Here is a 20,352-nt window from a genome sequence, read left to right as displayed (position 1 = left end):
CTCTTCTTCTTTTCTTCCCCCATTAAAAACGAGGAATGTATTCCAGTAGTCTTCGTACCTTTACTACTAAAAAAATTCTCTTCATCCCGCCTTAACGAGTTATAAGCCCCACCTCAAAACTCAGAGGATTCAGAGAAGTTCAGATGGGAGTTGGGCAGCCCATAAAAGCTCGATTGGTTCAACTGACAATCAGTTAGAGATGAAACCACCCACTAATTGAAGTTTCACTTTATCGCTATTATTTATTTTACATGAAGTTTATTAGTCGTTCACTCTTTTCCTATTTTCAAACGAAAAAAGAAAAAGCATCCCGTATCCGGAACGCTTTTTCCATATAATTATGATTCAAATTGATATAATGGTGTACTTAAGTAACGTTCACCATTACTCGGAATAATAACAAGTACTTTTTTCCCTTTACCAAGCTGCTTTGCTACTTGGATGGCTGCATAAATTGCTGCACCAGAAGAAATACCAACTAAAATCCCTTCTTCCCCAGCTACTCTTCGTGCATATTCAAATGCTTGTTCTGTCTTCACTTGAACGATTTCATCATATACTTCTATGTTTAAAATGTTAGGAACAAAGCCTGCACCGATACCTTGAATTTTATGCGGACCTGGTTTTCCACCAGATAAAACAGGTGAATCCGCAGGCTCAACTGCATAAATTTTAATATCTTTATAATGCTCTTTCAATACTTCACCAGCACCTGTAATTGTTCCACCTGTACCAATCCCCGATACGAAAGCATCTAATTGATCTCCCATTTGCTGGACAATTTCTGGTCCTGTTGTAAGGCGATGAATCTCAGGATTAGATTCATTTTGAAACTGCTGTGGCATAAAATACCCATGTTCTTTTGCAAGTTCCGTTGCTTGACGAATTGCACCTCCCATTCCTTCTGGTCCAGGTGTTAATACCAATTCCGCCCCATAAGCACGTAATAAATTACGACGTTCCACACTCATTGTTTCTGGCATTACTAATATCGTCTTATATCCTTTTGCCGCTGCTACCATCGCCAACCCAATACCAGTGTTCCCACTTGTTGGCTCAATAATTGTATCGCCTTCTTGTAATAATCCTTTCTTCTCAGCGTCCTCAACCATCGCTAATGCGATACGGTCTTTTACGCTGCTTCCAGGATTCATAAATTCTAATTTCAAATAAACGTCTGCGCTACCATCTTCTACGATGCGGTTCAATTTAACAATTGGGGTTTTTCCAATTAAATCTGAAACTGATTGTGCCACTCGCATGATCGCCACTCCTAACACCAAGTATTTTTATTGGTTTTATAAACATTTTGCCAAACAAAAGGTTATTTGTCAATCTATTTAGATGATTCTAAAAAGACAAATAACCTTCTTGTAATTATAGGTTTTCAATTAAAGTCGTAATATCTTCTTTGGAGAAATTATACGTTTCATTACAGAAATGACAATGTACTTCCATTTTTTCTTCCTCATCACGTATTTGCGCTAATTCTGTTTTACCTAAACTAATTAACACACCTTCAATACGATCACGGGAACAAGTACAATTAAATTGCACATCAGTCGTTTCTAAGATTTTTATATTTTCTTTTCCTAACACTTCATACAATAACTCTTCTGGAGTAAGTCCTTCTCCAATTAAAGTGGATACTGGCTTCATCTTTTGTAAGCATTCTTCAATATAAGAAATCGTTTCTTCTTGTGCACCAGGCATAATTTGTACAATAAATCCACCAGCGGCTAAAATACTATCGTCACCATTTACAAGAACGCCAACGCCTACAGAAGATGGCGTTTGCTCAGAAACAGCAAAATAATACGTGAAGTCTTCTCCTAGTTCACCTGAAACAAGAGGTACTTGACCGTTAAACGGCTCACGCATACCGATATCCTTAATAACTGTTAAATAACCTTCTGTTCCAACAGCTTCATATACACGTAATTTCCCTTGCTCTGTCGCCTCGAAATCAACATGTGGGTTCGTTACATATCCACGTACATCCCCATTTGCATGTGCATCTACTAAAACTGGACCTAGTGGACCATTACCTTCAATTTTAATTGTCAGCTTTTGCTCCCCTTTTAACATACCTCCCATCATTGCACCAGCTGTTAAAGAACGACCTAATGCTGCTGAAGCAGTTCTCCATGTACCATGGCGTCTTTGTGCCTCACTTACTATATTTGTTGTACGCACACCGTAGGCGCGCACTTCTCCATCAAACGCTAAAGCTTTTACTAAATAATCTTTCATACTTACTTATTCACCTTTCTCAAGTTGTAAATTTGCATTACGCTCATATAACATATATAGTCCCTTTAATGTTAAGAACGAATCTACTGTATCAATCACATTAGATTCCTCTGCAATTAACTTTGCTAATCCACCTGTTGCAATAACGGTTGGTTCTTGTTTAGCTTCCGCTTTCATACGCCTTACAATACCTTCTACTTGCCCAACATAACCATATAAAATACCAGACTGCATCGCACTTACTGTATTTTTGCCAATTACGCTGCTTGGTCTTGTAATCTCGATACGAGGAAGTTTAGCTGCTCTATTATAGAGAGCCTCAGCTGAAATCATAATACCAGGTGTAATCACACCACCCATATAATTTTTATTTTCATCAATATAACAATATGTAGTTGCTGTACCAAAATCCACAATAATAAGCGGACTTCCATACAATTGAATACCAGCTACTGCATTTACAATACGATCCGCCCCTACTTCACGAGGATTTTCATATTTAATATTGAGACCTGTTTTAATTCCAGGACCTACTACGAGTGGTTTAATACCGAAATACTTTTCACACATGCGTTCTAAAGCAAACATAATAGGCGGTACGACTGACGAAATAATAATTCCTTTTATATCATGAAACGTAAGCCCTTCATGTTCAAGTAATTGTTTCACTAACATCCCATACTCGTCTTCTGTCTTATGACGATCCGTTTCCATACGCCAATGTTGGCAAAGCTCACCATCTTTAAATACACCAAGCACTGCATTTGTATTTCCTACATCCAACACGAAAATCATATTCTCACCACTTATCCTCTTTAATCTATGTTATCATATTGCCCTAAGTTCACGATGCCACCATCCATAAGAAGTGACACAATCATTACTATGTATAAGACTCATACAAACATCATATCATATTTACTCATTTGTTCTGCCATTTCTAATCTTTCTATTTTATAAAAAGGGCCTTTACCTTCCCCATTCCTACTACAAGAAAAAGGAGTGACTATTGTCACTCCTTTGGCTCTTCTTTATCTTCTACTTGCTCATTTTCTTTTTTAGATGTAATTGTTACTTTTACATCATCTTCAGAAACGAACTCGTTAGATGTTTTACGCTCTGGTAACTTTCCATCTTCGTATAAGCCTTTAATTTGTTCTGCATCTAACGTCTCTATTTCAAGTAGTGTTTTTGCAATTAAATCAAGCTTATCACGTTTTTCAGTCAGAATTTGTTTTGCTCTTGCATAACAATCTTTCATGATTGTTTGCATTTCGACATCAATCTCATGTGCAATTGCATCACTATAGTTCTGTTCTGAATGGAAGTCTCTTCCTAGGAAGACTTGACCACCTTGTGAGCTACCAAATTGCATTGGACCAAGTTTGTCACTCATTCCGAACTCTGTTACCATGCGTCTTGCAATACCAGTCGCACGTTGGAAGTCGTTATGAGCACCTGTACTAACTTCTCCAAACACGATTTCCTCTGCTACACGTCCACCAAGTAAACCTGTAATTTTATCAAGTAACTCTGGTTTTGTCATGAAGTAACGATCTTCTTTCGGAAGCATTACCGCATACCCACCAGCTTGACCACGTGGGACAATTGTTACTTTATGAACCATATCCGCTTCATCAAGCACCATACCGATTACAGTATGACCTGCTTCATGGAATGCAACAATATTACGTTCTTTTTCAGAAACAACACGGCTCTTTTTAGCCGGACCGGCAATAACACGATCTGTCGCTTCATCAATATCAGTCATATCAATCTTTTTCTTATCTTGGCGAGCTGCAACTAATGCCGCTTCGTTTAATAAGTTTTCAAGATCAGCACCAGAGAAACCTGGTGTACGAGCTGCAATAGCACGTAGGTTAATGTCCTCAGCAAGAGGTTTATTACGAGCGTGTACTTTTAATACCGCTTCGCGACCATTTACATCTGGACGATCAACTGTAATTTGACGGTCAAAACGACCTGGACGTAATAAGGCTGGATCTAGAATGTCAGGACGGTTTGTTGCAGCAACGATGATGATACCTTCGTTTGCACCGAATCCATCCATTTCAACTAGCAATTGGTTTAATGTTTGCTCACGCTCATCATGACCACCACCAAGACCTGCGCCACGTTGACGACCTACTGCATCAATCTCATCAATGAAGATGATACAAGGTGCGTTTTTCTTTGCATTTTCAAATAAATCACGAACACGAGAAGCACCGACACCGACGAACATTTCTACGAAGTCAGAACCACTGATAGAGAAGAACGGAACACCCGCCTCACCAGCAACAGCACGTGCAAGTAATGTTTTACCTGTACCTGGAGGTCCAACTAATAAAACACCCTTTGGAATACGAGCACCTAGCTCAGCAAACTTTCGAGGGTCTTTTAAGAATTCTACTACCTCAACAAGTTCTTGCTTCTCTTCATCCGCTCCAGCTACATCGCGGAAGCGAACTTTTTTCTTATCATCATTATATAACTTCGCCTTACTCTTACCAAAGTTCATCACACGACTTCCGCCGCCCTGTGCTTGGTTAAGTAAGAAGAAGAATAAAATAAAGATAATCACAAACGGAATGATTGAAGTAAAGAATGTCACCCAAGCGCTTGTTTCTTCTGCCGGTTGATATTTTACTTCTGTCTCTCCTACTTTTTCATTAATCTTACTTTGTAACACTTCTGTATTAGGAGCATATGTTACAAATTGTTGTTCTTGAGAGTCCGTACTAAACTGCCCTTTTACCTCAAATACACCATTTTTTGGTTGCAGCTGAACATTACGAACCTCACCTTTTTCAAGTTTAGCAATGAATTTATCGTAGCTAATTGGCGTTGTTTTTTGTGTAGAACCATTAAAGTAACTTACAATCCCAATTACTACTAAAAATATCAATAAATAAAAGATGGTATTACGGAAGATACGATTCATTCCTAACCTCCTCTCACAGCATAGACACTACAGTAAATAGTAACATAGAAAATCTTTCCTATTCAATTGTAAAAGCTGTATATAATTAATTTGAGTACACGCTTGGTTTTAATACTCCCACATAAGGAAGGTTACGGTATTGCTCTTTATAATCTAAACCGTACCCAACAACAAACTCATGAGGAACAGTAAATCCAACATAATCTGCTTTCAGATCAACTTTACGGCCAGTTGGCTTATCAAGTAATGTAACGATCTTTACAGATTTTGCTTTGCGGTATTTAAATAAGTCAACTAAGTAACTTAATGTTAGACCACTATCAATGATATCCTCAACGATTAAAATATCGCGACCTTCAACAGATGTATCTAAATCTTTTAGGATTTTCACTTCACCTGTTGAAACTGTAGAGTGACCATAACTAGAAACAGCCATGAAGTCCATTTCTAAGTATGCATCTGTGCGCTTTAATAAATCAGCCATAAACGGCATAGCGCCTTTTAGTACACCAATTGTAAGCGGCACAGTATGTTTATAATCTTCTGCAATAATTGCACCTAACTCACGTACTTTTTCCTGTATTTGCTCTTCGGAAATTAATACCTTTTCAATATCTTGATTCATCATTTCATTATCCTCCTGGAAGACTCCTTGCTATTATAGTGAATAATAATATATGTATCCTTATTCGCTGTTCCTTTCGAAATAGCAAATGCGGACCTTTTTAAAGATGGAATCCATATGATATGCCCGCTGGCGTCACAAACGATCGGCCATTCTTCTCTTTTTTCTCTTGGTACTTTTGCTTCGATAAAAATAGCCTTTATCTTTTTTGTACCATCCATACCTTGTATCGACATTCGATCGCCATTGTCCCTCGTTCGAACAGAAAGTGGATACGACATTTCATTATACTTCGCAACAAACATCGTTTCATTCACTTGTTGCGGAAACTCGTTACTCACTTTCACTACCAACTCATCGCCATTTTTAAGCACAACTTTTCCAGGTACTTGTAAATCATAAGAGAATGAGCAAACGGATTCTTTTTTAAATCGAAAACTACACTCTTCATATGTACGAACAATTTCTAATCCATTAGGGAAATCGAGCGAACCAGAAGGATGTGTCCGCTTTAAAAACACGATAATATTGTCAATATGTATAGAAGAAAGCGAAGACGGAATCTTATATTCATAAAGATAGTTTAATATTAGTTGAATCCCTCTTCTTTGTAAAGCCATAGGCATAGATTCAAATGCAGGAATTGATAAGATGACCTCTTCTTTTGTCTTTTTTGTAACTACTTTATTCATCTTTTCAGATGCTAATTCCTGCAAATACGCTTCATCCTCTTGCATAAATGTGCTAAAAAGTTGAAAACGCTCATGAACATTTCTATTTTCCATTTTCAAATGAGGGAGGACATGCTTGCGGATTCGATTTCTCATATATGTTTCTTTTTCATTGCTTGGGTCAATGCGAAACGTAATCTCATTCCTTTGACAATAAGAAAGAATTTCCTCTTTTGTTACGGCTAATAAAGGACGAATTACGTAACCTTCTCCAAAAGAACGCTTCGCTTGAATCCCCGCGTAACCTTTTGGCGTACTCCCTCTTACAAGACGCATTAAAATCGTCTCTACTTGATCATCCCCATGATGTCCAAGAGCTAAATACTTCGCATTGTACTTCTTCATTATTCTTTCCAAAAATGCGTACCGACATTCCCTAGCCGCAATTTGAGCACCCAACCTTCTTTCTTGTTGGTACTGCTCTACATTTGTTTGAGTTACTTCACAAATAACTCCTATTTGCTCACACAAATTCTTCACAAATTGTAAGTCTTGTTCAGACTCTTTCCCTCTAAACATGTGATCCATGTGCCCCACTACAATTTGCAACTGTTTCTCCTTTTGTTTTTCTAACAAATAAAATAACAATGCTATAGAATCAGGACCACCTGAAACGCCTACAACAACCGTCGAATGCGCTTCTAGTAAGTCATATCTCTTTACAAAACCATCTACTTTTCCAACAAATTCATCTTTCAATGTTGCAATCACCTTTCATTATTAAACAAAAACGATAGCATACCTTATATACAATGGTACAACTTTTATAATCTTTGTGCAAAATAAGATATATAACATCTCTCATTTCATCTTACTTTCGATATTCTTCATACAATCAGTGAAGTCATTTTATCTGTAAAAGATTTCAACTAAAAAAGATCCGAGATATACTCTCAGACCTTTTTATCCCGCATTAACTAGCTGACAATTAGTAGGAGATAAAAATCCCCTCTCCTCGCTAGGTTGACCTTATTACGCCTGTTTACTAACAATCGGAATTGTTGCCCACTTTGGCATATTCTTTCTCACTTTTGCCACAACGATTGTCATATCATCATTAATATAATTATCACTTGAACGAATAACATCCTCCATAATAATATCAGCAATCTCTTGTGGATCTTCTGTTTCTAGTTCCTTAATTTTACGTTTCATCCACAATTCATGATTTTCTACATGGCGCGGTCCTTCAAAAATCCCATCGCTCATCATAATTAAAATATCGCCTTCTTTTAGCTGTTCTCCAACCACATCTACATCAAAATCTTCAATAATACCCATAGGTAAATTACTTGCTTCTATTTTGATAACATTATTTCCACGCTTTACAAAACTTGGTATCGCGCCGATTTTTAAGAATTTCGCACTCGCATCGCGTAAATCTACCATCGCTAAATCTAGCGTTGTGAACATTTCTTCCGTCGTTCTTAGTGATAAAATCGAGTTAATAGACTTTATTGCAATTTCTTCATCAATTCCTGATTGTAATATTTTTTGTAATAACTTCACTGTCTCCTTACTTTCAATATGAGCTCGTCCACCATTACCCATGCCATCACTAATTGCAAGCGCATGTTTTCCAACACTTAATTCCATCAAGGAGTGGGAATCACCACAAACAAACCCGCCACCTTTTGCTGCGTGCGCAAGACCTGTATCCAGCGAAAACGCCTTCGTAGAGCCAAATGAAATCGTACTGTATCCATTTGGATACGCAGATTTCTCCTCATGCTTAACAACAATTGTTTCTTGTAAAATGTCAGAAAGCATCGGGGCAAGAAGCTTATCTCCTTCTCCATGTTGATTACAAGAAACTGGGAGTATAAGCTCGATATCTATATTTCCTCTATCTAAACAATGAATTTCAACATCATCAAGTTCTATACCAAAATCATGGAAAGACTTTAAAATTTTCTCTTCCTGCACTTGATGATTTTCTCTTTCACGCTGAATTTCTTTCGCAAAATCTTCCATAACTTTTGAAACACCTTTTAGCTGTTCTGCAACAATTTTACGATTATCTCGCATTTGTCTCCTTATTTTTTGTGCCTCATAAAAATGACCAAGCTCACCTTCGACTAAATCTGTCACTTTCTCCCCACGAACGCAGTACTTTCCGAAATCTCGCGTCAATTTACGATTCTGTGCCAACGTGCCAGCTTCTACTTCATTCATAATTTCTCTCATATAATCATACGTTTTATCAAAATTCACAACCCAGCATTGATCCTTTTTAAAGCAAGTTTGACACGTTTTAGCTGTAATTGTGCTTAAGAATAAATCCGCCTCTTCTTCTTCATTTTCATTTTCTATATATCCATAAGTAGAAAAACTTTTTGATAACGCTTCAAATACTGTTGCAAATTGATTAATTTTATTTGCTGTTACATCACGCATTCTTCTTAAATATTGCTGTTGATCATTAGAATGCTCTTGTGTACCAGGCATGAATTTTGCTAACCGATCAATTAACACTTTTGGTGTTAATAAGAAAATCACAATTGCTGCTCCTGATTCTATTAACGTTGTAACGAGATTTGCTTGCTTATCAACATATAGTGTAATCAAGCTTGTCCCAATCAATAATCCTAAACTAACACCTATTCGTTTCCCTTCTTTTAATAAACCTCCAAGAAGTCCAGAAAAAGCTAATAAACTAAGCTGTGATAAACTCGCTACGTTTGCCAAGCTCAAAATTAAACCCGTAACAACACCAACGGTTGATCCAGTAGCTGCACCTGCCACAAAAGCAAACAGTAATACTAAATATCTTGTAAAGACATGTTGAACAGATACATCATATACGAACCAATCTGTCGTTCCTGTTAATACAGAAGCTAGCAAAATAATTAAACAAACGATTTCCTCTGTTTCTAATGCTTGTTGTTTTCCTTTTCTTTCTGTTAAAAGAGGGATACTCTGTAAAAAAATCATTGTAAGCACAAAACTAAGACCTGCTTCAATTGTACTTACAAACATATCGTACATTCCAATTGTTTGTTGAGCCATATATACGACAGCTAGATGGGAGGTCAGTGAGGAAAGAAAGACTTGAAACGGTACGAGTCCAATTGTTTCACGTGTAAAACGCCTAAAAAAGATATTGTATACAAAAAATGTAAAGATAGATGCGAAACCAAAAAGTAAATTATCTAACGAAACAGTAAATGCACCTGCCATAAGAGCTAAAAAAGCCAATGCCATTTTGTCACGCTTCATCACATATACAGCTGCAAAAAATGGTAAAGCAAATGGTAAAATATCAGTTAAAATATATGCTCTTCCTAAAAGAAAACCAACTAACGCAATAACAAATCCCCAACGAAAGAAAATTGTTCCTAATTTCATTTTCAACTTGCTTGTCCACTTCGCATCACCTAATTGTCTATGACCTATAACAAGCGTACTAGAATTTGTATTCATTGTATTCCTTCCTGCTCTTGGCATATTTTCAACACCACCTGCATATTTTATTACTTTTAATTATAAAAGATGGCAATAGGAAATTTTGTCAAAATAACTGTTTCCAATAGAATAATTGTTCGACTTTTTATACGAAATAACCCTATATATATACAGAGTTAAATGTTCAAACAGGAAAAAGAGGGGCGCAAAGGAGAAAATAATCGTTATTTTTGTAGAAGCATCGAATTCATTTATAAAACTTTAACATAACAAAAAAGGTCATGCGATAATCGCATGACCTTTTTTATAAAGATGACCCATACGGGATTCGAACCCGTGTTACCGCCGTGAAAGGGCGGTGTCTTAACCACTTGACCAATGGGCCATTAAATTATAGCGGCGGAGGGAATCGAACCCCCGACCTCACGGGTATGAACCGTACGCTCTAGCCAGCTGAGCTACACCGCCATGTCGTTTTATCTAACGGACAATTAGTATATTACTCTAATATCAATTCAAAGTCAACACAATTTGAAAAGTTTTTTTAAAAATAGTTATTCCCATAAAAAAGCACTCTGAGTATTCACTCTGAGTGCTTTTTATATTTAAGAAATTAAACAGCAAGTTATCCGCGACGTGCGCCACGGCCACCACGTTTTGACTCTGTGTTACGCTTTAAAGAAGCTAGACGATCTTCACTGTCTTTCAAGAAACGCGCCATCTTTTGCTCAAAGTTTTCCTTCGGTTGGCGGAAACTATCGCGGTCACGATTATCTCTGTTAAAAGAACGATTGCGCTGAGGGCGTCCAGAGCGTTGTTGTTGTTGTTGCTCTCCCTCTGCCTTCGGGCGTTCTTTTGCTTTTTTAATAGATAGACCGATTTTGCCATCTTTCTCAACATTAATAACTTTTACTTCTACTTGATCTCCTACTTTTAAGTGATCATTGATATCTTTTACATAATTATCAGCAACTTCACTAATATGAACAAGACCAGTTAATCCTTCTGGCAGCTCAACAAAAGCCCCAAAATTTGTAATACCTGTTACTTTACCCTGTAACTTGCTGCCTACCTCGATTGACATAAAAAAAATGCTCCTCCTTAGTGGTTAAAAAGTCAAATTTTATTTCATTATATATAATCCTAAAATATAGTGTCAATAACACATACACTACTTAGAAATGGGAAAAATTACCTCTCCTTCTCCAGAGAAGAAATAATCTCTTCTAGCAATCTGTAAAACATGCTCTTCATCATTTAATTTTTTCACTTCTTCTTTAAGCTTTTTGTCCTGAGAATTTAACGTTTTTAACTCTTCGCTTAACTCTTGCACTTGCTTCTCTTTGGCATTGATCGAGCTATGCTGTTGGTAAAATGTTACACCGATGCTTATAATAATTGCAAAAGCAAACACAAAAAAAACTGCTAATCGGCGATACAGACGCTTTTTGTTCTCACTCGGTTGTATTATATGCTCTTTAACAGAATTTGGACTCTGTTCCACTCTCATTCTTTGCTTTAGTTCCCTCATTTCCGAGGTCCCCCTAACTTCTTTTTTATACGTTCCCAAATTGAAAACATATACTTTTTCAATTTCTTTATATGCGCGAAAAAACCTGCATACCTTATTATAAAAATTTTAACACGCTTAGGGAGAAGTTTCCATATAAGCAAAGAAAGAAATCGTACCGGCACGAAAAAAAGTTTCCCTACAAAAAGTAATATGGCAAAGAAAACGTTCCATAATCCCTTTCCGATCGATAACAGCATACGAAATATGAGAAAAATAAAAGCAATAACCATTTGTATAATGAGTATAATCGGCTTCACAATAAGCAACTGAAATAAACGAACAAAAAACTGAATCGTTTGTACACAAATATAAATGATAAACTCTAATATCCGCTTGTACAGAACTTTCAACAAACTTTGATATGCCGCGAATCCGCAAAGAAGCGCCAAAAATACATATATACGTAACTCAGCTTCATTTACACGTAATAACACATAAAACACAAGCAAAGCTTGGACCACCCAAAATAAAATATCATGAATAAATACAAGCCATCGCTTTCTCTCAGCTCGCTTCAAAAAGCGATGGTATGTATCTAAAGCAGCTCCAAGCCAAGCCCCCATTCCAATCATCGCAAGCATTGTATACAGCTGCAGCGTTAAACTCATTTAAACAACTTGCTAAAGAATCCTTTAGCCTTCTCCCCTTGATGCTCGTCAATATAATCCATTGCATGTATCTTACCTTTAATAGATACAATCCCTTTTTCCACATCAAGGTTTTTCATTTGTAAATTTTCACCGCGAATCGTTAAAAAGCCCATTACAGTTTCTAATAAAAACTCTTCACTATCAAAACTTTCTACTTGCTTTACTCCTGTAATATCAAGAACACGTCGCCCTCGCATCGTTATGTCATGATCGACTGAAGCGTTTTGATTATTAGAAGTCAACATTACATAGCTATTATTCACGTCCATCCCTCCATAGCATTGTCCTATCTAGTACAATGTATGAACGGGAAAAATAGTTTAGAACAAGCCTTCTTCTGCTTTCACCTTTTCTTCGCGAACAACAGTATACATATTTCCAGCATCTTCTTTTCTCGTCGTTTCTTTTAATTCATTAATACTTACAGTTACAATTTTTTGACCAAAGCGAATTGTTAGTTCATCGCCTACTTTTACAGTTGAACTCGCTTTTGCTGCTTGACCGTTAACTTCAATTCTCCCTTGATCAGCTACTTCTTTTGCTAATGTTCTTCTTTTAATTAAACGAGACACTTTTAAAAATTTATCTAGACGCATGTAAAATCCCCCTTATTCTCTCTCTACTTTCTTTGCCTCTTCCCATAAAACATCTAATTGCTCTAATGTTAGTTCATTCATTTCTTTCCCTAATTCAGCAACTTTTGCTTCCATGTATAAAAAGCGATTCATAAACTTTTCGTTTGTTGCATGTAGTGCTTCTTCTGGGTTTATTTTATAGTAACGAGCAATATTCACAAATGCGAATAATAAATCTCCAAATTCAACTAACATCTTATGATTATCCATCGCTGTTACTTCATTTTGAAACTCTGTCCACTCTTCATTTACTTTTTCCATCATCGGCGCAACATCATTCCAATCAAATCCAACTTTCCCGGCTTTTCTTTGAATTTCATACGCCCTCATAAGTTGCGGATAACTTTTTGGAATTCCTGACAAATGTGATTCTTTCACATTATCTTTTTCTTGTTTTTTTATCTCTTCCCAATTCATCACTACTTCTTCTGCATTATTTGCAGTTCCTTCTCCAAATACATGTGGATGACGGCGAACCATTTTCTCTGACAAAGTACGGATAATATCATCAATTGAGAACCAACCTTCATCTTCTCCAATTTGAGCGTGAAGCATTACTTGTAGTAACACATCACCAAGCTCTTCAATAAGATGATCATCACCCTCTTCGTCAATTGCCTCTAACACTTCGTATGCCTCTTCAATTAAATATTTCTTTAAAGATTGATGCGTTTGCTTTTTATCCCAAGGACACCCATTTGGCCCACGAAGTTCTGCAATAATGTTGCGAAGTACATCAAATTGTTGATATAACGTTTCTTGTTCTGTAACAGGTGGTACGTATACACTCGTTAAATTATTTAATTCCGCCTCGTGGTCCAATAAATAAAGCGGCACTCTTTTTACCTCTTCAAATGATGTTCCAGCAGCAGTTACGATATATACTTCATATTCATCAGGAAGCATTTCCATTAACGTTAATTTCACTTCTGAAGCGATAAATGAATCATACACCTGACAGAAGATTACATGTTGACGTAATTCTAATTGACCACGTTCGAATGAAGTTGCATCAATTAACTGAAAACCTTCGATTGGATCAATTTTCAAACTTGAAAACATTGGATCCAAGAAGCTTTGTCCACCTTCAATGCGAACTTCAATGTCATTTTGTGCACCTTTATACAATAAAAGCTGCACAGTTCGCTCAGCTACAAGGGGATGACCCGGTACCGCGTAAAGAATATCCGATTCTTTCGCTTTTTCTATTAATGTATTTGCAATCGTTTCATATACTTCTTCAAATGTGTCAAATGCCTCATATATATGATCGAAAGCTGTATAACGAATACCCTCTTGCTCTAATTCACGTAACACAGGGTGCTCCTTTGTCCTAACATACATATGATCTGCTTCTTTAATCTTTCGGTATACACCCATCGTGAGTTGCTCTAATTCTCCGGCTCCTAATCCTAGAATTGTAATTGTTTTTTTCACAATTCATCACCTCTATCCAATCTTCTTTCGAGAAACTTTTGTTTGTTCTTTTTTCATAACAGCTTCAAATTCTAACTTCGTAAATACATGTAATTTCATAATAAGGAATATGTATAGTGCTCCTCCAATCATAACACCCATTAAAGCTTCTAGTGTTGCCCTTCCTCTATGCTCCTCATTTATTTTCATACCAAATTCACCGCATATATGAAGGAGCCCCGTAAGTACAGCTACCATACCTACCCCTCCAATAACAACTCCAAGCATCGCACGCTTCTCAATTAACGGTTCATGCAAAACATGAATGAGCCATGCACTGTTACAAATCGCAATACATAATAATGCAATCACCGTCGCAAATGCAGCTCCTTTTATTCCAAACTGCGGCATTAACATGTAGTTTAATAATAACTTCACCAATCCCCCCAGTATTACAAAAAAGGCTGGCTTTGCACTTTCTCCTAAACCTTGCAAAATTGATGCCGTCGTAATCGATATGGAACTGAATAAAATAGAAATTGCTAAAATTGCCAATACATCCGATCCGTCATTGTTTTTAAATAACATAATATTTGTCGGACTAATAATGCTAGCCAACCCTAATGAAGCTGCCAGTCCAATTGCAAACGTGATTTTCATCGCTAGCTGTACTTTTTCTCGAATGAACTGATAATCTCCTCTTTCTTTCGCTGCTGTAATCACTGGTATAAGTGACAAAGAAAAAGAGGTGGTAATAACCGTCCCGAGCTGCATTAGCGGAATACTCCGGTCATATACACCTTTTAAAGTTTTCGCAAATTCAGGATGTTCTCCGCCCTGTATCAGTAAACTATATAATGAAACAGCATCAGCCATTTGTATAAAAATTAATACTAAATTACTAATACAAATTGCAATCCCTTGCCAAAATAACGTCCGAATAATTGTCCTTTTATTTGAAATGGCACTCCATCCTCGTAAAAAGATCGTTTGAAAATCATTCCGTAAATAAAAGAGTAATACGAGTATACCAATAAGACTCCCCACAACAGAGCCTAACATCGCTCCAGCTCCGACTGTGTATAGGTCAAACCCTTCTGCGACAAGGAATAATGATAACAATACAATAATGGACACACGAACGATTTGTTCCATGACTTGTGAGACTGCAGTCGGCATCATATTCCCGAATCCTTGGAAATAACCACGTGTAACAGAAAGAAATGGCATTAATAAAAACGATACAGAAATAACGCGAATAAGCTTATATAATTCATGATCACCCATCATCTCTGCAATCGAACGTGCTCCAAAAAACAACGTAATAAAGCCAAGCGTTCCAACTACGAGCAAAAACCAAAACGAAATACTAATAACCGCTTCTGCCTCTTCTTTTTCCCCCTTTTCTACACGCTGTGCAACCATCCTAGAAACAATAATCGGGAATCCATATGTAGCTAAAATCAAACAAAATCCATAAATCGGATAAATTTGTTGATAAATATAAAACCCTATGTCCCCCGCTATATTTTGATAAGGAATGCGATAAAAAGCACTCAAAACTTTTGTAATAAAAGTAGCAATTGTTAATATGATAGCTCCACTTACAAAAGCATTATATTTCTTCAATTTCATACGAAAAAGCTCCTTTTACTTACACTCATCTTACGTATTATATCATACAGAAAAAAGCCTCTTTTCCATATAAAAAGAGGCTGCCCGAAAAGTAACTCCTTTCTGATAGCCTCTTTATATTATACAAACGTTCTTTCGAGAATAAAAAATGGTAATAAGAGCTCACATATTCCCTATATTGATTGCAAAACATCTATAAAGTGCATAAAAATATGTGACTAATTTTCAAACCATGTGATTGCAATCCACCTATTATTGTTCCATCTGCTTCGCTAAAAAGCTTGCAGCTGTATCGACAGCTTTATGTTCGACATCACCAATAATATTTTCTTTAGAAAAGATGATTACAGCTCCAATTGGATCGCCATTTGCAACAATCGGACCAATTGTATAAGACATCACCTTTTCTTCTACACCATCAATAATGGAGATTTCACTTTCATCTGTCATAACAACAGATTTACGCTCTTCCATTATTTTTTCAACGACGTCACCAACGCTCTTATTTAAGTACTCTTTTTTAGAGACACCCGCTAAAGCGATGATGGAATCACGATCGCAAACAAGTACATTATGCCCTAAACTATCGTATAAAGCATCGGCATACTCTTTTGCAAAATCGCTTAATTCACTAATAGGAGAATATTTTTTCAAAATAACTTCCCCGTCTCGATCAACAAAGATCTCTAATGGATCTCCTTCTCGAATACGAAGAGTTCTACGAATTTCCTTCGGTATAACAACCCTACCTAAATCATCAATGCGACGTACAATTCCAGTTGCTTTCATTCTAATGCTGCCTCACTTTCTACTGATGATGAAAGTGGTGATTTTCCCTATCTATGTAAAAATCACCAACTGTTACACATAGTATTTTTACACAGCAGTTCTTCTATACACGCCGAATTGTATTTTTTATCTCATTTAGGCATTTATTACTTCCTTTTTTACATCATATAGCCCTTTTAATAAGTTTTCTGCAGTAGTTAACCACTTCGCTGGTTCTATTCCTTTAATATTCATCACAATCTTTAGACGCGATCCTTCCATGCCAAGGCCCATCATACGACCAAATTGATTCCCAAGCATAAATAGTTTACCACCATCAATATTTTGACTTGCTTGTTCAGAGAATAAGAATGTAACTTCTTGTTTCACTTGTTTAATCAGTTCAATTTTCTCTTGTATCGCTAATACTTTAATATTTGCAATTTGCAGTAAATAACCTACTTCTTGCGGGTAATCTCCAAAACGATCAATCATCTCTTCTTGCAGTTCCTCAATATCTTCAATTGAGGATACACCTCTAAATTGTTTATACATCATAATCTTTTGCTTACTATCAGAAATATAGACATCCGGTAAGTATGCATCTACTTCTAAATCGATTTCCACATCAATTGCTGGTTCTTCACCAGTTGTACCTTTTCGCTGCTCAATTGCTTCTTTTAACATTTGAGAATATAAGTCAAATCCAACAGAATCAATAAACCCATGTTGCTCTGCACCTAATAGATTACCAGCACCACGAATGGACAAGTCACGCATCGCAATTTTGAATCCAGATCCGAGTTCTGTAAACTCTTTAATCGCCTGCAGACGCTTTTCAGCAACTTCTGAAAGAACTTTATCGCGCTTATATGTAAAATACGCATAAGCAACGCGATTTGAACGCCCAACACGGCCACGTAACTGATAAAGTTGAGATAATCCCATGCGATCCGCATCAAAGACAATAAGTGTATTTACATTTGGAATGTCCACACCTGTCTCAATAATAGTTGTGCTTACAAGTACATCTTGCTGTCCTTCTAAAAATGAAAGCATAACAGATTCTAATTCACTTTCATTCATTTTCCCATGTGCATACGTTACTCTTGCATCTGGTACCAGCATCGAAATTTCTTCTGCTTTTCTTTCAATATCTTCCACTCTGTTGTATAAGAAGTATATTTGCCCACCTCTTGCTAACTCTCGTTCAATCGCCTCACGAATTAATGCAGGATTGTATTCGACTACATATGTTTGAACAGGAAAGCGATTTTCTGGTGGCGTTTCGATAACAGACAAATCACGAACACCAAGCATGGACATATGAAGCGTACGTGGAATTGGCGTCGCTGTTAACGTCAGCACATCAATGTTTGCTTTCAATTGTTTAATTTTTTCTTTATGTGTCACACCAAAACGTTGTTCTTCATCAATAATAAGCAAACCTAAATCTTTATATATTACATCTTTTGATAAAAGACGGTGTGTTCCAATCACAATATCAACAGTACCATCTTTTAATCCTTTAATTGTCTCATTTTGTTGTTTTCTCGTTCTAAAACGGCTTAACAAACCAATGTTAATTGGATAATCTTGAAAACGCTCTCTAATTGTTTCATAATGTTGCTGCGCTAAAATCGTTGTCGGCACAAGAATTGCAACCTGTTTTTCATCCATAATCGCTTTAAAAGCCGCGCGAATGGCAACCTCCGTTTTACCATATCCTACATCACCGCAAAGAAGACGATCCATCGGACGCTCTCTTTCCATGTCCTTTTTAATCTCTGTAATAGAGCGCAATTGATCCTCAGTCTCTTGATATGGAAAAGAAGACTCAAAATCCTGTTGTTCAGATGTATCGGGTGTAAACCCATACCCTTTTGACGCTTCACGCTCTGCGTACAACTTAATAAGATCATCTGCAATATCTTGTACAGATTTCTCAACCTTTGTTTTTACCTTTTTCCATTCACTTCCGCCAAGTTTATAAACTTTTGGGTCTTTTCCTTCTGAACCAACATACTTCTGCACTTGATCGATTTGTTCAATCGGTACATATAACTTATCATTTCCTTGATATTTAATGTGCAAGTAATCTTTGTGAACACCATTAATCTCTAACGTTTCAATACCTAAAAACTTACCGATACCGTGATTTACGTGAACAACGTAATCGCCTACTTTTAGCTCAGAGTAACTTTTAATACGCTCCGCATTTGAAAGTTTTTGTTTCCGTTGCGATTTTTTCACTTTTTTATTAAATAGCTCTTTTTCCGTAATAACAACGAGCTTTTGCATCGGCATTTCAAATCCTGCATGTAAATCCCCAATTGCAACTTGAACACGACCTGGAAGCAATACATCAACACTTTCAATAATATCTGCCTCAATGTCGTAATCATTTAAAATATGTTGTAACTTTTTAATCCTTTCTTCATTTGTACCTAATACAACAGTTGCAAAACCACTTTTTTGCCATCTCTCTACTTCTGTCTTTAATAAATGAATTTGTCCGTGAAAATCTTGCATTGTTTTACACGTTACATTCACAATATTTTGCGGATGTGTGTGCGCAATGTGACGTAAGAACAATGTTAAATATAAGAATTTCCGTTGCTTCTTTTGTAAAAACTGCGCAAAACCATGGGAAAATGACAAATCTTGAATGATAGAACCTTCTCCAAGAAGTGATACATACCACTCCGCCTCTTCACCTTCTAAATGGTCCGCCGTCTCTTGTATACGCGAAATTTCATCTAAGATTACAATGCCATCTTCAGGTAAATAATCTATGAGACTAGCAGGTTCTTTGTAAAAAATGGATAAGTATTTAAACATTTGCTCAATAACTTTCCCACTTTTCAAAAGTTCCAATTCGTAACTAATATTTTCTAATACTAACGTTTTCAATTTTTCATCCGTTAGTTTCTTCATTGTATTTGTTAAACCGGATTCTAACTGTTTTATTCCGTCCTCTAATTCTTTATCTGAAAATAGAAACTCTGTTGCAGGTCCAAATACAATACGCTCTTTTTTCTCTTGTGAACGTTGTTCTTCGACAGTAAAAGAACGAATCGAGTCTACTTCTGTATCAAAAAATTCCACACGAATTGGTAATTCTTCCGTTAATGGATATATATCCAAAATTCCACCACGTACACTAAAGTCTCCAGGAGCTTCAACCATAGATTTACGCTCATATCCCATATTCATCAATGTACGAATTAAGCTCTCTAGATCAATATCTTGCCCGATATATAATTCCACTTGTTTTTGTTGCCACATCTCTTTTTTAGGTAAGAAACGTCTTAATCCCGCAATAGGGGCAATAATAATACCATTTTCTCCAGCAGCTAAACGGTTTAACACTTCAATACGTTGTGCTTTTAATTCTGGACTTGCAACTCCAACCTCTGAAGCAATTAATTCATTTACTGGATATAACCAAACATCTTTCTCACCAATAAGTGATACTAAATCCTCATATATTTTTTGAGCTTGATACAGATTATGTGTAACAACAAGCTGGGATTGCTTTGTTTTTTTATATAAAGCAGCCATCAATAAAGAACGGGAAGACGTCGCCATACCCGATACAAGTTGTTCTTTTAATCCTTCCTCAAACCCATTTATAATCGATTCCATTTCTTTATTTTTATAAAATTGCTCTAGTAAACCTATCATCCTCAAAACTCCTCTCAACATAAAAGAGCA

General features: G+C 36.5%; 16 protein-coding genes and 2 tRNA genes. All 18 read right to left on the bottom strand.

Annotated features, from left to right (window positions below):
- Positions 1-338: 338 nt before the first annotated feature.
- The gene (gene cysK / locus BAMA_RS20360; protein ID WP_275451152.1) at positions 339-1,265 is read right to left on the bottom strand and encodes a cysteine synthase A; all 927 of its coding nucleotides are present in this window, start codon (positions 1,263-1,265) and stop codon (positions 339-341) included.
- Positions 1,266-1,377: 112 nt separating this feature from the next.
- Positions 1,378-2,253, bottom strand: a complete 876-nt coding sequence (gene hslO, locus BAMA_RS20355; RefSeq protein ID WP_034642940.1) for an Hsp33 family molecular chaperone HslO — start codon at positions 2,251-2,253, stop codon at positions 1,378-1,380.
- A gap of 6 nt (positions 2,254-2,259) precedes the next feature.
- Entirely contained in the window at positions 2,260-3,048 is a 789-nt protein-coding gene (locus BAMA_RS20350; protein WP_034642939.1) for a type III pantothenate kinase, read from the bottom strand.
- A gap of 217 nt (positions 3,049-3,265) precedes the next feature.
- Complete coding sequence (gene ftsH / locus BAMA_RS20345) at positions 3,266-5,197, bottom strand: ATP-dependent zinc metalloprotease FtsH (protein WP_034642937.1); 1,932 nt, start codon at positions 5,195-5,197, stop codon at positions 3,266-3,268.
- Positions 5,198-5,282: 85 nt separating this feature from the next.
- Positions 5,283-5,825, bottom strand: coding sequence for a hypoxanthine phosphoribosyltransferase (gene hpt / locus BAMA_RS20340; RefSeq protein ID WP_034642935.1), 543 nt, complete (start codon positions 5,823-5,825; stop codon positions 5,283-5,285).
- On the bottom strand, positions 5,822-7,252 hold the full coding sequence (gene tilS, locus BAMA_RS20335; protein WP_034642932.1) for a tRNA lysidine(34) synthetase TilS: 1,431 nt from the start codon (positions 7,250-7,252) through the stop codon (positions 5,822-5,824). The genes hpt and tilS overlap by 4 nt, the downstream gene beginning before the upstream one ends.
- 273 nt (positions 7,253-7,525) lie before the next feature.
- Positions 7,526-10,000: a stage II sporulation protein E gene (spoIIE, locus tag BAMA_RS20330; protein WP_034642929.1), complete on the bottom strand. Its 2,475-nt coding sequence runs from the start codon at positions 9,998-10,000 to the stop codon at positions 7,526-7,528.
- A gap of 271 nt (positions 10,001-10,271) precedes the next feature.
- A tRNA-Glu gene (locus tag BAMA_RS20325) sits at positions 10,272-10,343 on the bottom strand.
- Between the two features lie 9 nt (positions 10,344-10,352).
- Positions 10,353-10,426: transfer RNA gene (locus tag BAMA_RS20320), tRNA-Met, on the bottom strand.
- Between the two features lie 157 nt (positions 10,427-10,583).
- A complete protein-coding gene (locus tag BAMA_RS20315; protein ID WP_034642926.1) occupies positions 10,584-11,042 on the bottom strand; it encodes a S1 domain-containing RNA-binding protein in 459 nt (152 codons plus the stop codon).
- Positions 11,043-11,129: 87 nt separating this feature from the next.
- Positions 11,130-11,489 carry a septum formation initiator family protein gene (locus tag BAMA_RS20310; protein WP_034642923.1) on the bottom strand — a complete coding sequence of 120 codons (360 nt, stop codon included), beginning with the start codon at positions 11,487-11,489 and terminating at the stop codon, positions 11,130-11,132.
- Positions 11,486-12,139, bottom strand: coding sequence for a spore cortex biosynthesis protein YabQ (gene yabQ / locus BAMA_RS20305; protein ID WP_034642921.1), 654 nt, complete (start codon positions 12,137-12,139; stop codon positions 11,486-11,488). The genes BAMA_RS20310 and yabQ overlap by 4 nt, the downstream gene beginning before the upstream one ends.
- A complete protein-coding gene (yabP, locus tag BAMA_RS20300; protein ID WP_200874705.1) occupies positions 12,136-12,426 on the bottom strand; it encodes a sporulation protein YabP in 291 nt (96 codons plus the stop codon). Before yabP ends, yabQ begins: the two co-directional genes overlap by 4 nt.
- A 75-nt stretch (positions 12,427-12,501) precedes the next feature.
- Positions 12,502-12,777: an RNA-binding S4 domain-containing protein gene (locus BAMA_RS20295; RefSeq protein ID WP_034642915.1), complete on the bottom strand. Its 276-nt coding sequence runs from the start codon at positions 12,775-12,777 to the stop codon at positions 12,502-12,504.
- Between the two features lie 12 nt (positions 12,778-12,789).
- Complete coding sequence (yabN, locus tag BAMA_RS20290) at positions 12,790-14,253, bottom strand: bifunctional methyltransferase/pyrophosphohydrolase YabN (protein WP_034642913.1); 1,464 nt, start codon at positions 14,251-14,253, stop codon at positions 12,790-12,792.
- A gap of 12 nt (positions 14,254-14,265) precedes the next feature.
- Positions 14,266-15,867 (bottom strand): putative polysaccharide biosynthesis protein, encoded by a 1,602-nt coding sequence (locus BAMA_RS20285; protein WP_034642911.1) that lies wholly within the window; start codon positions 15,865-15,867, stop codon positions 14,266-14,268.
- 252 nt (positions 15,868-16,119) lie between these two features.
- Positions 16,120-16,656: a stage V sporulation protein T gene (spoVT, locus tag BAMA_RS20280; RefSeq protein ID WP_034642909.1), complete on the bottom strand. Its 537-nt coding sequence runs from the start codon at positions 16,654-16,656 to the stop codon at positions 16,120-16,122.
- 135 nt (positions 16,657-16,791) lie between these two features.
- Complete coding sequence (gene mfd, locus BAMA_RS20275) at positions 16,792-20,322, bottom strand: transcription-repair coupling factor (protein WP_034642907.1); 3,531 nt, start codon at positions 20,320-20,322, stop codon at positions 16,792-16,794.
- Positions 20,323-20,352 lie beyond the last annotated feature (30 nt).

The sequence above is a fragment of the Bacillus manliponensis genome (assembly GCF_000712595.1).
GTDB classification, from domain to species: Bacteria; Bacillota; Bacilli; order Bacillales; family Bacillaceae_G; genus Bacillus_A; species Bacillus_A manliponensis.
The sequence above is the reverse complement of the archived record's forward strand: the minus strand, read 5'-3'. Positions and strand labels throughout refer to the sequence as shown.

What these genes read in the sequence shown, in the direction of transcription:
- hslO (WP_034642940.1), bottom strand. Translation starts at nt 2,253, where the DNA reads ATGAAAGATTATTTAGTAAAAGCTTTAGCGTTTGATGGAGAAGTGCGC.
- BAMA_RS20350 (WP_034642939.1), bottom strand. Translation starts at nt 3,048, where the DNA reads ATGATTTTCGTGTTGGATGTAGGAAATACAAATGCAGTGCTTGGTGTA.
- ftsH (WP_034642937.1), bottom strand. Translation starts at nt 5,197, where the DNA reads ATGAATCGTATCTTCCGTAATACCATCTTTTATTTATTGATATTTTTA.
- hpt (WP_034642935.1), bottom strand. Translation starts at nt 5,825, where the DNA reads ATGATGAATCAAGATATTGAAAAGGTATTAATTTCCGAAGAGCAAATA.
- spoIIE (WP_034642929.1), bottom strand. Translation starts at nt 10,000, where the DNA reads ATGCCAAGAGCAGGAAGGAATACAATGAATACAAATTCTAGTACGCTT.
- BAMA_RS20315 (WP_034642926.1), bottom strand. Translation starts at nt 11,042, where the DNA reads ATGTCAATCGAGGTAGGCAGCAAGTTACAGGGTAAAGTAACAGGTATT.
- BAMA_RS20310 (WP_034642923.1), bottom strand. Translation starts at nt 11,489, where the DNA reads ATGAGGGAACTAAAGCAAAGAATGAGAGTGGAACAGAGTCCAAATTCT.
- yabQ (WP_034642921.1), bottom strand. Translation starts at nt 12,139, where the DNA reads ATGAGTTTAACGCTGCAGCTGTATACAATGCTTGCGATGATTGGAATG.
- yabP (WP_200874705.1), bottom strand. Translation starts at nt 12,426, where the DNA reads ATGTTGACTTCTAATAATCAAAACGCTTCAGTCGATCATGACATAACG.
- BAMA_RS20295 (WP_034642915.1), bottom strand. Translation starts at nt 12,777, where the DNA reads ATGCGTCTAGATAAATTTTTAAAAGTGTCTCGTTTAATTAAAAGAAGA.
- BAMA_RS20285 (WP_034642911.1), bottom strand. Translation starts at nt 15,867, where the DNA reads ATGAAATTGAAGAAATATAATGCTTTTGTAAGTGGAGCTATCATATTA.
- spoVT (WP_034642909.1), bottom strand. Translation starts at nt 16,656, where the DNA reads ATGAAAGCAACTGGAATTGTACGTCGCATTGATGATTTAGGTAGGGTT.
- mfd (WP_034642907.1), bottom strand. Translation starts at nt 20,322, where the DNA reads ATGATAGGTTTACTAGAGCAATTTTATAAAAATAAAGAAATGGAATCG.